Source organism: Mesorhizobium sp. NZP2234, assembly GCF_013170765.1.
GTDB classification, from domain to species: domain Bacteria; phylum Pseudomonadota; class Alphaproteobacteria; order Rhizobiales; family Rhizobiaceae; genus Mesorhizobium; species Mesorhizobium loti_D.
On sequence record NZ_CP033364.1, the window covers coordinates 1,110,055 to 1,122,144 of the forward strand.

10 protein-coding genes are annotated in these 12,090 nt (G+C 63.9%); 7 read left to right on the plus strand and 3 right to left on the minus strand.

What is annotated here, in order from left to right:
- The first annotated feature begins 56 nt into the window (after window positions 1–56).
- The 4 genes from EB230_RS05330 to EB230_RS05345 all read left to right on the plus strand — a co-directional run bounded on the left by EB230_RS05330 (window position 57) and on the right by EB230_RS05345 (window position 5,030).
- Window positions 57–761, plus strand: coding sequence for an ABC transporter ATP-binding protein (locus tag EB230_RS05330; RefSeq protein ID WP_056574536.1), 705 nt, complete (start codon window positions 57–59; stop codon window positions 759–761).
- Window positions 761–3,310 (plus strand): ABC transporter permease, encoded by a 2,550-nt coding sequence (locus EB230_RS05335; protein ID WP_056574539.1) that lies wholly within the window; start codon window positions 761–763, stop codon window positions 3,308–3,310. The genes EB230_RS05330 and EB230_RS05335 overlap by 1 nt, the downstream gene beginning before the upstream one ends.
- A gap of 261 nt (window positions 3,311–3,571) precedes the next feature.
- Window positions 3,572–4,345, plus strand: coding sequence for a Bax inhibitor-1/YccA family protein (locus tag EB230_RS05340; protein WP_056574542.1), 774 nt, complete (start codon window positions 3,572–3,574; stop codon window positions 4,343–4,345).
- Between the two features lie 118 nt (window positions 4,346–4,463).
- Window positions 4,464–5,030 carry a GNAT family N-acetyltransferase gene (locus EB230_RS05345; RefSeq protein WP_065005474.1) on the plus strand — a complete coding sequence of 189 codons (567 nt, stop codon included), beginning with the start codon at window positions 4,464–4,466 and terminating at the stop codon, window positions 5,028–5,030.
- A 134-nt stretch (window positions 5,031–5,164) separates the two neighbouring features.
- Here the strand turns inward: EB230_RS05345 and EB230_RS05350 are convergent, their stop codons facing one another.
- The gene (locus EB230_RS05350; protein ID WP_056574545.1) at window positions 5,165–5,551 is read right to left on the minus strand and encodes a DUF2794 domain-containing protein; all 387 of its coding nucleotides are present in this window, start codon (window positions 5,549–5,551) and stop codon (window positions 5,165–5,167) included.
- A gap of 562 nt (window positions 5,552–6,113) precedes the next feature.
- Window positions 6,114–6,899, minus strand: a complete 786-nt coding sequence (locus EB230_RS05355; protein WP_056574551.1) for a thioredoxin family protein — start codon at window positions 6,897–6,899, stop codon at window positions 6,114–6,116.
- Between the two features lie 179 nt (window positions 6,900–7,078).
- Between EB230_RS05355 and EB230_RS05360 the strand changes: the two genes are divergently transcribed.
- Window positions 7,079–7,756 (plus strand): ceramidase domain-containing protein, encoded by a 678-nt coding sequence (locus EB230_RS05360; RefSeq protein WP_172371712.1) that lies wholly within the window; start codon window positions 7,079–7,081, stop codon window positions 7,754–7,756.
- A 35-nt stretch (window positions 7,757–7,791) separates the two neighbouring features.
- Here the strand turns inward: EB230_RS05360 and acnA are convergent, their stop codons facing one another.
- Window positions 7,792–10,482, minus strand: a complete 2,691-nt coding sequence (acnA, locus tag EB230_RS05365) for an aconitate hydratase AcnA (RefSeq protein WP_172371713.1) — start codon at window positions 10,480–10,482, stop codon at window positions 7,792–7,794.
- Window positions 10,483–10,767: 285 nt separating this feature from the next.
- Here acnA and ccmA point away from each other — a divergent pair, with 285 nt between their 5' ends.
- Together ccmA and ccmB are read left to right on the plus strand one after the other, a co-directional pair.
- Entirely contained in the window at window positions 10,768–11,394 is a 627-nt protein-coding gene (gene ccmA / locus EB230_RS05370; RefSeq protein ID WP_172371715.1) for a heme ABC exporter ATP-binding protein CcmA, read from the plus strand.
- 1 nt (window position 11,395) lies between these two features.
- Window positions 11,396–12,061, plus strand: coding sequence for a heme exporter protein CcmB (gene ccmB / locus EB230_RS05375; RefSeq protein WP_056574562.1), 666 nt, complete (start codon window positions 11,396–11,398; stop codon window positions 12,059–12,061).
- The last annotated feature ends 29 nt before the right edge of the window (window positions 12,062–12,090 follow it).

Here is a 12,090-nt window from a genome sequence, read left to right on the forward strand (position 1 = left end):
CCGGCGACGGCCTCCGGCAAGCAGAGCCATCATCCCTGATATAGGACGCTTTCATTTTGACAGAAGCCGTCATCGCGCTGAAAGACGTATCCCTGACACTCGGCGAAGGCGCGTCGTCAGTCCATGTGCTGAAGGGCGTCAGCCTCGAGGTGGCGCGCGGCGAGGCGACCGGCATCGTCGGTCCATCGGGGTCCGGCAAGTCGACACTGCTGATGGTGCTGGCAGGCTTGGAGAGGGTCGATTCGGGTACGGTACGAATCGCCGGTGAACTGCTCAACGGCAAAAGCGAGGATCAGATTGCTTCGTTTCGTGGCCGAAACATTGGCATCGTCTTTCAGTCCTTCCACCTCATCCCCAACATGACGGCGCTTGAAAATGTCGCGGTGCCGCTGGAGCTGGCCGGCCATGCCGATCCGTTTTCGGTAGCGGCGCGCGAGCTGGCGGCGGTGGGCCTCAGCGACCGCGTCACCCATTACCCCGGCGAACTCTCCGGGGGCGAACAGCAGCGCGTTGCGATTGCCCGGGCGCTGGCACCCTCGCCGCGCATTCTCATCGCCGACGAGCCGACCGGCAATCTCGACCAGGCGACGGGGCGGCAGGTCGCCGACCTGCTGTTCGCCAAGGCGGCCGAGCGCGGCATGACGCTGGTGCTGGTCACCCATGATCCCGCGCTCGCGGCGCGCTGCGCGCGCCAGGTGTCGATGCGCTCCGGACGTATCGAGGCGCCGAACCCGCCGACCCCACTGGAGGTCACCGCCTGATGCCGCCGGCACGGACGCTGAAGCTCGCCATCCGCTTTTCGTTGCGCGAGATGCGCGGCGGCCTGTCAGGCTTCCTGATCTTCCTCGCCTGCATCGCGCTCGGCGTCGCGGCGATCGGCGGCGTCAACTCGGTTGCCCGTTCGATCAGTGCCGGCGTCGCCAACCAGGGCCAGACGCTGCTTGGCGGCGATCTTCGCTTCCAGATCAACCAGCGCGATGCCAGCCAGGCCGAACATGGCTTTCTCGACGGGCTGGGCGTTGTTTCGCGCACCGCCAGCATGCGCTCGATGGCGCGTCTGGCAGACGGCTCCGACCAGGCGCTGGTCGAGGCCAAGGCAGTCGACGATGCCTATCCGCTCTATGGCGCGCTGGAGACGGAGCCGGCGCTGACAAAGCAGGAATTGTTCGGCGAAGAATTCGGCGTCTTTGGCGCGGCGGCGCCCGATCTTCTGTTCGAACGACTGCATCTCAAGCTCGGCGACCGCCTGAAGCTCGGCACCGCCACCTTCGAACTGCGCGCCAGGCTGGTCACCGAGCCGGATGCCGTGTCCGACGGTTTCGGCTTCGCGCCAAGGCTGATGATCTCGACAGAGGGCCTGACCGCGACCGGGCTGATCCAGCCGGGCAGCCTGGTCGAAAACGCCTACAAGATCCGGCTGCCCGCCGATGCCGACGAGGCGCGGCTCAAGGCCATACAGGATCAGGCGGCCAGGGATTTTCCGGAAGCCGGCTGGTCGATCCGCACGCGCGGCAACGCCGCCCCGGCCCTGTCGTCCAACATCGAGCGCTTCTCGCAGTTCCTGACGCTGGTCGGGCTGACGGCGCTGGTGGTCGGTGGCGTCGGCGTCGCCAATGCGGTGCGCGCCTATCTCGACGGCAAGCGCGGCGTGATCGCCACCTTCAAGAGCCTCGGTGCTTCCGGCGGCTTTGTCTTCACCGTCTATCTCGTGCAAATCCTGATCATAGCGGCACTCGGTATCGCCGCCGGTCTGGTGCTCGGCGCGCTGATGCCTTTTGCCGCAAGCGCCGCGCTTCAATCCGTCATTCCGGTGCCGGCGCAAGGCGGCTTCTATCCCGGCGCGCTCGGCATGGCGGCGCTGTTCGGGCTGCTGGTGACGCTGGCCTTCGCGCTGCTGCCGCTCGGGCGCGCCCGCGACGTGCCGGCGACAGCGCTGTTTCGGGAGATGGGCCTCGAAGGCCGCGGCCTTCCGCGACTTGTCTATATGGCCTCCGCCATCGGCATCGCTTTGCTGCTGGCGGTTCTGGCCATCCTCTTCTCCGGTGACCAGCGCATCGCCTCGATCTTCGTCGGCGCCACCATCTTTTCCTTCCTGGTGCTGCGTCTGGTCGGAGCGTTGGTGCAATGGGTGGCAAGGAAGAGCCCGCGCGTGCGCTCCGTTGCGCTCCGTCTCGCCGTCGGCAACATCCATCGACCAGGCGCCTTGACCCCATCGGTGGTGCTGTCGCTGGGGCTCGGGCTGACGCTGCTGGTGACGTTGGCGCTGATCGACGGCAATCTGCGGCAGCAGATCTCCGGCAGCCTGCCGGAGCGGGCGCCGAACTTCTTCTTCGTCGACATCCAGAGCAGCGATGTCGATGCGTTCTCGGGCCTGGTCGGCAAGGAGGCGCCTCAGGGGACATTGGTCAAGGTGCCGATGCTGCGCGGCCGGGTGATGGCGCTCAACGGCGTCGCCGTCGACAAGGTCAAGGTGCCGGCCGAGGGCGCCTGGGTGCTGAAAGGCGATCGCGGCCTGACCTATGACGCCAGGCAGCCGGAAAACGCGACGCTGACCGAGGGCGAATGGTGGCCGGACAAGTATGCCGGCGAGCCGCTGGTCTCCTTCTCCGCGCAGGAAGGCAAGGAGATCGGGTTGAAGCTCGGCGACACCGTCACCGTCAATGTGCTTGGCCGCAACGTGACGGCCAGGATCGCCAACTTCCGTCAGGTCGAGTGGGAGACGATGGGCATCAATTTCGTCATGGTGTTCTCGCCCAACACATTCGCTGGCGCGCCGCATGGCTGGATGGCCACGCTGACTGAAAAGAGTGCCTCGACCGCGGACGATGCCCGTATCCTCAATGCCGTTACCCGCGCCTTCCCGGCGGTGACGACGGTGCGCGTCAAGGACGCGCTCGATGTCGTCAACCGTCTGGTCGGCCAGCTCGGCACCGCGATCCGGGCCGCGGCCGGGGTGGCGCTGATCGCTTCGGTGCTGGTGCTGGCAGGCGCGCTGGCTGCCGGCAACCGGGCGCGCATCCACGACGCCGTGGTGCTGAAGACGCTCGGTGCGACCAGGAGGACGCTGATAACGGCATTCTCCCTGGAGTACATGCTGATCGGATTGGCCACGGCCATCTTCGCGCTGGCCGCCGGCGGCATCGCGGCTTGGTACATTGTCGCCCGCATCATGACGCTGCCATCGCATTTCATGCCGGAGGTGGCCGTGGCAACCATCGTCTTTGCCCTGGTCATCACGGTCGGCATCGGTCTTGCCGGCACCTGGCGGGTGCTCGGCCACAAGGCGGCGCCGGTGCTGCGTGACCTGTAATCCTTCGCCGGAACTCGCTAATCCCCGGGGGATTCTGGGGTGGAGCGGGCCCTCTGCAATTAAATCTTGGTAAGGATGCCGGCCCGGAAGCCCGGAGAATCGGCATTTCGGCCTCTCACGAACCGTTACATCCGGTTACGGTCTTGTTCTTGACGCGAATAACCATCATATTTCGCCGCAGGCATGCTGGAGTCCCGCCAGCGGCGCCTGGGTCCGCAAGAGGCCCGACACCGGACGGGGCAGAAGCAATAGAGGATTCCAATGGCTGATCCCATTCGCAATTATCAGACGTCGGCGGTGCCCGGCGTCCGCGCCGACATCGATCAGGGCCTGCGCGCCTATATGATCAAGGTCTACAACCTGATGGGGCTTGGCCTCCTCATCACCGGCCTTGCCGCCGTCGGCACGATCATGCTGGCAACCACCACCGATCCGGCCTCGGCTGTCGCAACGCTGCCGAGCGGCGAGATGCTGACGTCCTTCGGCTATGCGATCTTCGGGTCGCCGCTGCGCTGGGTGGTGATGCTGGCGCCGCTGGCCGCCGTATTCTTCCTGTCGTTCAGGATTCAGTCGATGAGCGTCGCTGCCGCGCAGACCACGTTCTGGGTCTATGCAGGCCTCGTCGGCTTGTCGCTGTCGTCGATCTTCCTGGTCTACACCACGGCCAGCATTTCGCAGACCTTCTTCGCCACGGCCGCCGCCTTCGGCGCGCTGTCGCTGTTCGGCTACACGACCAAGCGCGACCTGACGGCGATGGGCTCGTTCCTGATCATGGGCGTGTTCGGCATCATCATCGCGTCGGTGATCAACATCTTCCTGCAGTCGTCGGCGCTGTCCTTCGCCGTGTCGGCGATCGGCGTCTTGGTCTTTGCCGGCCTGACCGCCTATGACACGCAGAAGATCAAGGAGATGTATTTCGAGGGCGATGTTTCCGATGTCGCCGGCCGCAAGGCCATCATGGGCGCGCTGAGGCTCTATCTCGATTTCATCAACCTGTTCATGTTCCTGCTCCAGTTCATGGGCGACCGCCGCTAAGGCACGCTTCATGGTCTGACTGGACCATCGGGTTTGAAAAGGGCGGCCCAACGGCCGCCCTTTTCTTTTGTGCCGGCGTTTGCTGTTATCGGAAGCAAACAGAAGGCCTGCATAAAGAATGTGCACCATCGTGATACGGCCGGCGACTTCGGCCGACCTCGACACCATCACCGAAATCTATGCCGACGCGGTGACCCATGGCACGGCGAGCTATGAGCTGGAGCCGCCAGGCCGCGCCGAGATGGGCACGCGATTCGCCGCGCTCACGGCCGGCGGCTTTCCGTATCTGGTGGCGGAAAAGGACGGCGCCGTGCTTGGCTATGCCTATGCCGGTGCCTTCCGGCCGCGCCCGGCCTACCGCTTCATCGTTGAGGATTCGGTCTATGTCGCGCCCGAGGCCAAGGGCCAGGGTGTCGGCCTCATGCTGATGCGCAGCCTGATCGCCGCCGCCGAGGCGGCGGGCTTCCGCCAGATCGTTGCCGTGATCGGCGACGGCCATCCAGGCAGCGCCTCGGTCAAGCTGCATGAAAAGCTCGGCTTCCGCCACTCTGGCCGGCTCGAAGGTTCCGGCTACAAGCACGGGCGCTGGCTGGACACGGTGTTCATGCAGCTGTCACTGAATGGCGGCGCGTCGATGCCGCCTGATCCGGCTTCCTTGCCGGAGCGGAGATTTCGTGGAGCATGAGAGGGAATTGGAGAATTGAAGAATTGACGAACTGAAGAACAAAGAAGGCGGCGGGAACATCAGGCGCCTTCTTCTTCAACTCTTCAACTCTTCAATTCATCAGTTCTTCAATTCCCCTGCTCCAATTTCCCCGCTCAAGCCTCTACAACTTTGAGCTTGGAATCGAAGACGCCGAGCACGCGGCCGAGTTCCTGCCCGCGCTTGAGGATGCGGCCGCCAGCGGCGATAACGGCGAAGGCGCCCTGTTTGCGGGCCAGTTTCGGATCCTTGACGATCTGGAACAGCGGCACCTCGCTGGCCCGGCGGAAGACGGAAAACACGGCCCTGTCGGTGAGATGATCGATGGCATAGTCGCGCCATTCATTGGCGGCCACCATGCGTCCGTAGAGCCTGAGGATCTGGTCCAGTTCACGCCGATCGAAGCGCACGGGCTGGTCGAGGCGCTCACGTCGTGCCTCGTGCAGCGGGATCAATATTGCGGATGCGTCACCATCCCCCGTCCCGCCGCTGTCATCGCTCATGCCTCGATCCTTCAAATGAATCTTTGCCAACCAAAATTGGCCCCTTCGCGCCGCAATTGCAAGAGCCGGCGAAGCGGTGCGGCGGCGCGCCGTTTCCGTTGCGTCCAGTCACGTTTGCAAACCGCATGTTGGAATTGGTGATGCTTCGCCACATTTCTGCCTTTTTTTATCCGCGCTCATGCCCCAATGTCCGACGAATTTACCCGTGTTGCCTGAGACGGTTCGGTCCGGCACCGGCTCGTAAACCCCAAGCCCCCCGCCCACGGGTCAGCGTCGGATCGAACCAACCTCGGTTTTTCCTTGGAAAAATCAGGTGCGACGATCCCAAAACCTAAATGACCGGCGTCAGAAGCAAGCTGACGTCGGTTTTTTGTTGGCCTTTTTCCTTCCGCCTCCGTCATGTCGCGCCGAAGGAGGCGAGCGAGCGACGTTTGGCTGGTGGAGCCGGCTGATGCGGCATTGTGCAAGATTAGTTCGACGTTGCGATCCGTCCAGCCCCCTCATCCGTCTCGGCGCTATCGCGCCGATCCACCTTCTCCCACACGGGGAGAAGCAAGAGGCGTTACGGCTTGTGGATGAAAGCAGCGCCGAGGATGGGGCCCGGCATGCCATCCTTGCCGACCGACTGCAAAAGCACGGCGCAGCCGCCCTTCTTGGTGATCTCGCTCAACGGCAGTTCATAACGCTGCGCCTTGCCGTGCCACATGCCGGCGGTCTGGATGCTGGTGACGGCGTTCCAATAGGTCATCTTGCGGCCGGAATTCTCACCCTGGGCGATCTTGACCGTCTGCGGCGGCTCGAAATAGACGATCACGACATGGGCGTCGTTGGGGCCGGTCCCGGCGTCGCCGGCATCGATGATGACGCGGTCACTGGTACGGCTGACCTTGACGGGCACATGCATGCCTTCGCCGGATTTCGCCATGCGGGTGAGCGCCCCGTTGACCTCGCCACGATTGGCGCCGTTGACATGCACGCGGCCATTGAGGACAGCCTGCGGCGTATAGACGGAGCGGCTACTGAAGGCGCGCATATAGTCATTCTGCCGCTCGGTGTTTTCCTTGCGGCTCAGCGTGTCCTTCCAGCCGAGATAGTCCCAATAATCGACGTGGTAGGAGAGCGCGACAATGTCTTCCCTGGCGGCAAGTTCGGCGAAAAACGCGTCGGCCGGCGGACAGGAACTGCAGCCCTGGCTGGTGAACAGCTCGACCACGCCGAGCGGCTTTTCAGGCTGGGCTTTCTCGGCCTGGGTTCTTTCGGACTCGCCGGCATGGCCGGCATCGGCAAAAGCCGAGAAGGCCAGCGCAAACGCCGCCAGCCACAGTGATCTTCGCCAGGCCATGACCATTCCAATTCCCGCCGGTGGCGCCGGCTTTGTTCTGATTGGCTGAAATATGTGGCAGAAGCCGAAGTCAACGGGAAGTCACGTTGCGGTGAAATTTTTGCCGTTGCAGCCGAAAGTAAGGGCGCAATAGGAGATACACTGCATTTCACGACGTGGTTCGATTCGGGGATGGCATTATCACCATGTGGCAAACTCTCCTGACCCCTGTCGATCTCTATTGCGAGCGGACCGGATCTGGACTTTGGTCCGAGCCAACGAATGCTTCGACTAACCTTGCCTTCATTGTCGCGGGACTATGGGGTGTGCGGGAAGTGCGCCGACTGAAAGCCGGGACCTTCGCCGAAGTGCTGGCCTGGTGGGTGGTGGCGATCGGCATCGGCTCGACGATCTTCCATACCTTCGCCACCAAGGGCACGGTCTGGATCGACGTGCTGCCGATCGCCGGCTTCACGCTGGCGTACACGCTGTTCAACCTGCGCCGCTTCCTCGGGATGGAATGGCGCAAGGCGATCGCGGTCTTCGTCGTCTTCTATGCGGTGGCCGGCGCGATCAGTTTCGCCGTGCCGGATTGGCTGCGCCAGGCGTCAAACGGCACGACCGGCTACCTGCCGCCGTTCCTGGCGCTCGCCTTCTTCGGTGCCTGGGTGACGGTGAGCGGCAACCGGGCCGGCCGGTACAATCTGGTTGGGTCGGCGATCTTCGTGGTGTCCGCCATCTTCCGCATGATCGACCCGATGGTCTGCGCCGGCTTTCCGCTCGGAACTCACTTCCTGTGGCACATCTTCAACGGGCTGATGCTTGGCGTCCTGCTGGCCGCCGCGGCGCGCCATGGCGCGCCGAAGGTAGTGAGTAGTGAGTAGGCTCTTCCCTACTTCCTACTCACTACTCACTGTTTCTAAGCCGCCAGGTCGCGCAGCACGTACTGCAAGATGCCGCCGTTCTTGAAGTAGTCGAGTTCATCCAGCGTATCGATGCGGCAGATGATCGGCACGTTCTTCACCGAGCCGTCGCCATAGGTGATCTTGGCGGTCATCGTCTGGCGCGGCTTGATGGCACTCAGGCCATCGATCTCGACCAGTTCGTCGCCCTTGAGGTTGAGCGAGGCCCACGAGGTGCCTTCCTCGAAGACGAAGGGGATGACGCCCATGCCGACCAGGTTCGAGCGGTGGATGCGCTCGAAGGACTGGGCGATGACGGCGCGGACACCGAGCAGGTTGGTACCCTTGGCCGCCCAGTCGCGCGACGAGCCGTTGCCGTATTCGACACCGGCGAAGATGACCAGCGGCACGCCTTCCTTCTTGTATTCCATCGCCGCGTCGTAGATCGATTCCTCTTCCTTCGACGGGTAGTGGATGGTGTAGCCGCCCTCGCGGCCATTCTCGCCCAGCATGTGGTTGCGGATGCGGATGTTGGCGAAGGTGCCGCGCATCATCACCTCATGGTTGCCGCGCCGCGTGCCGTACTGGTTGAAGTCGGCGACGCCGACGCCATGGTCGGTGAGGTACTTGCCGGCCGGCGAGGCGGCCTTGATCGAGCCCGCCGGCGAGATGTGGTCGGTGGTGATCTTGTCGCCGAACAGGCCGAGCACCCGGGCGCCCTTGATGTCGCCGATCTTGCCGAAACCGGCGGTCATCCCGGCGAAATAGGGCGGGTTCTGCACATAGGTCGAGTTGTCGTCCCAGGCATAGGTCTGGCCTTCCGGCGCCTGCACCTTCTGCCAATGCTCGTCGCCCTTGAAGACGTCGGCATATTTGCGGGCGAACAGCTCGCGGGTGACGTTCTTCTCGATGAACTCCTGGATCTCTGCCGAGCTTGGCCAGATGTCCTTGAGGTAGACCGGATTGCCGTTCTTGTCCTCGCCGAGCGGCTCGGTGGTGAGATCCTTCGTCACGGTTCCAGCCAGCGCGTGCGCCACGACCAGCGGCGGCGAGGCGAGGTAGTTTGCCTGGACGTCGGGCGAGACGCGGCCTTCGAAGTTGCGGTTGCCGGAGAGCACCGCGGCGGCAATCAGACCCTTGTCATTGATGGTCTTGGAGATCGGCGCCGGCAGCGGGCCGGAATTGCCGATGCAGGTGGTGCAGCCGAAGCCGACCAGGTTGAAGCCGACCTGGTCGAGCTCCTTCTGCAGGCCGGATTTCTCCAGATATTCGGCGACCACCTGGCTGCCGGGGGCCAGCGATGTCTTCACCCAGGGCTTCTGCTTGAGGCCGAGCCGGTTGGCGTTGCGGGCGAGCAAGCCCGCGCCGATCAGCACGCTCGGATTCGAGGTGTTGGTGCAGGAGGTGATGGCTGCGATGACGACGTCGCCATGGCCGAGGTCATGGTCCGTGCCTTCGACGGCGTAACGCTTGGAGATTTCCGCCGCCTTCTTGTACTCGGTCTCCATCGCCTTGGCGAAGCCGTCCGGAATGCCTTCCAGCGCGACACGGCCTTCGGGACGCTTGGGGCCGGCCATTGACGGCACGACGCTGCTCAGCTCGAGTTCGAGCAGGTCGGTGAAGACAGGGTCGGCGGAGCCCGCCTCGCGCCACATGCCTTGCGCCTTGGAATAGGCTTCCACCAGCGCGATGCGGCTTTCCTCGCGGCCCGACATCGTCAGGTAGCGGATGGTCTCCGAATCGACCGGGAAGAAGCCGCAGGTGGCGCCATACTCGGGCGCCATGTTGCCGATGGTGGCGCGGTCGGCCAGCGTCATGTTGGAGAGGCCCGGGCCGAAGAATTCGACGAACTTGCCGACGACGCCCTTCTTGCGCAGCATCTGGGTGACGGTCAGCACCAGGTCGGTGGCGGTGACGCCTTCCTTCAGCTTGCCGGTGAGGCGGAAGCCGATCACTTCGGGCAGAAGCATGGAGACGGGCTGGCCAAGCATGGCCGCCTCGGCCTCGATGCCGCCGACGCCCCAGCCGAGCACCCCAAGGCCGTTGATCATGGTGGTGTGCGAATCGGTGCCCACGCAGGTGTCGGGATAGGCTGTGGTTTCGCCGTCCTCGGTGTTGGTCCACACGACCTGGCCGAGATATTCGAGGTTGACCTGGTGGCAGATGCCGGTGCCGGGCGGCACGACGCGGAAGTTGCGGAATGCCTGCTGGCCCCATTTCAGGAACTTGTAGCGTTCCTCGTTGCGCTCATATTCGAGTTCGACGTTGCGGGCGAAGGCCATCGGCGTGCCGAACTCGTCGACAATGACGGAGTGGTCGATGACGAGGTCGACCGGCACCAACGGGTTGATCTTCTGCGGATCGCCGCCGAGCGAAGCCATGGCGTCGCGCATCGCGGCAAGGTCGACCACGGCTGGAACACCGGTGAAATCCTGCATCAGCACACGGGCCGGGCGATAGGCGATCTCGACGCCGGCGGTGCCCTTGTCGGTCAGCCAGCCGGCAACCGCCTGGATCGATTCCTTGGTGACGGAGCGGCCGTCCTCATTGCGAAGCAGGTTTTCCAGCAGCACCTTCATCGAATAGGGCAGCTGGGCTATGCCGGTGAGGCCGTTCTTCTCGGCCTCGACGAGGTCGAAATAGACGTATTCGGCGCCGCCCGCGGTCAGTGTGCGGCGGCAATTGAAACTATCGAGGGATTTTGACACGTGCGATCCGTCCTTGTCTGTTCAGCCTGAAAGGGAACGGACGCCGATGGCATGCAATCACGCGCAAAGGTGCGGGTACGGCCATTTCCGCTGTCCGCTCCCAAGCAACCCGAGCCGTTCAAGGCGGCGCGTGCGCTGGTTCGGCGCAAATTCTGTTCCCGCGCCGACCGCTGGCACGGATGCACCGCATATAGAGAATTTTCTGGAATAGTTCTAGACAGTTGGAGAGCAAATTTGTGCGATGCGGCAGCGCTCGCGAAACATTGTTTTCAGGGCAGGCGGGGAATGCGGCTTATCGCCGAAAATCTGGGCGGCGAACGCGGCGGCGAGGCGGTATTTTCCGGCATTGGCTTCGCCCTCGGCGACGGTCAGGCGCTGGTCGTCACCGGACCGAATGGATCGGGCAAATCGACCTTGCTCAGGATCATCGCCGGGCTGCTGCCGAAGGCGGAAGGTCGATTGCTGATCGAAGAGGGCGGCGATGACTTTCCGTCGATCGCTTCGGCCTGTCATTATCTCGGTCACCAGAATGCGATGAAGACCGCGCTGAGCGTCACGGAAAATTTGCGCTTCTGGCACGACTTCAACGGCATTGGAGGTGTCGGGGTCGAAGAGGCGCTGGAAACGGTCGGGCTGGGAGGCATCGGGCATCTGCCGTTCGGCTATCTGTCGACCGGGCAAAGGCGCCGCGCGGCGATCGCGAAACTCCTGGTCAGTCCCCGGCCATTGTGGCTGCTCGATGAGCCGACGGCGGGACTGGACAAGGCTTCGGAGGAGCGATTCGCGGGGCTGATGACGAGGCATTGCGGGTCTGGTGGGATGATTGTCGCGGCGACGCATCTGCCGCTGGGGATCGAGGGGGCGAGGGAATTGGCGATGGGACATTCACCCTCCCCCTTGTTGGGAGGGTGAAGTGCTAGCCCTCTTCCTGCGCGACATCCGTCTCAATATCCGCGCCGGCGGCGGCGCGCTGACCGGCGTCATCTTCTTCCTCGCCGTCATCGCCACCATCCCCTTCGGCGTCGGGCCAGACCTGAAGCTGCTTGCCCGTATCGGTCCGGCCATCCTGTGGATCGGGGCTCTGCTCGCCTGTCTGCTCGGGCTCGACCGGCTGTTCCAGGCCGACCGCGAGGACGGCTCGCTCGATCTCCTGGTGCTCGGCAACGACCGGCACATGCTGGCGCTGACGGTGCTGGTAAAGTGCCTCGCGCATTGGGCGGGAAGCGTGCTGCCGCTGGTCATCGCCGCGCCCTTGCTTGGCCTGTTCATGAACATGGAGCCGCTCGCCATCGGCGCCACGGCGCTCACCCTGCTGGTCGGCACGCCGGCCATCACCTTCATCGGCGCGGCAGGTGCGGCCGTCGCGGTGGCGCTGCCGCGCGGTGGACTTCTGATCTCCGTGCTGGTGCTGCCGCTGACCATCCCGGTGCTGATCTTCGGCGTCTCGGCGAGCTATGGCGCAACGGCAAATCCCGATCCGTTCCTGCAGCCCTTCCTCATTCTTGCCGCGCTGACCTTGTTTCTTGCCGTGCTGGGGCCGGTCTCGGCGGCGCTCGCCTTGCGGCATGGAACGGATTGATGTGGCCGACAGGCCCAAGGGCCGCGACG

Coding starts and splice junctions, on each gene's coding strand:
- EB230_RS05345 (WP_065005474.1), top strand. CDS start 4,464: ATGTGCACCATCGTGATACGGCCGGCGACTTCGGCCGACCTCGACACC.
- EB230_RS05335 (WP_056574539.1), top strand. CDS start 761: ATGCCGCCGGCACGGACGCTGAAGCTCGCCATCCGCTTTTCGTTGCGC.
- EB230_RS05340 (WP_056574542.1), top strand. CDS start 3,572: ATGGCTGATCCCATTCGCAATTATCAGACGTCGGCGGTGCCCGGCGTC.
- EB230_RS05350 (WP_056574545.1), bottom strand. CDS start 5,551: ATGAGCGATGACAGCGGCGGGACGGGGGATGGTGACGCATCCGCAATA.
- EB230_RS05360 (WP_172371712.1), top strand. CDS start 7,079: ATGTGGCAAACTCTCCTGACCCCTGTCGATCTCTATTGCGAGCGGACC.
- EB230_RS05355 (WP_056574551.1), bottom strand. CDS start 6,899: ATGGTCATGGCCTGGCGAAGATCACTGTGGCTGGCGGCGTTTGCGCTG.
- ccmA (WP_172371715.1), top strand. CDS start 10,768: ATGCGGCTTATCGCCGAAAATCTGGGCGGCGAACGCGGCGGCGAGGCG.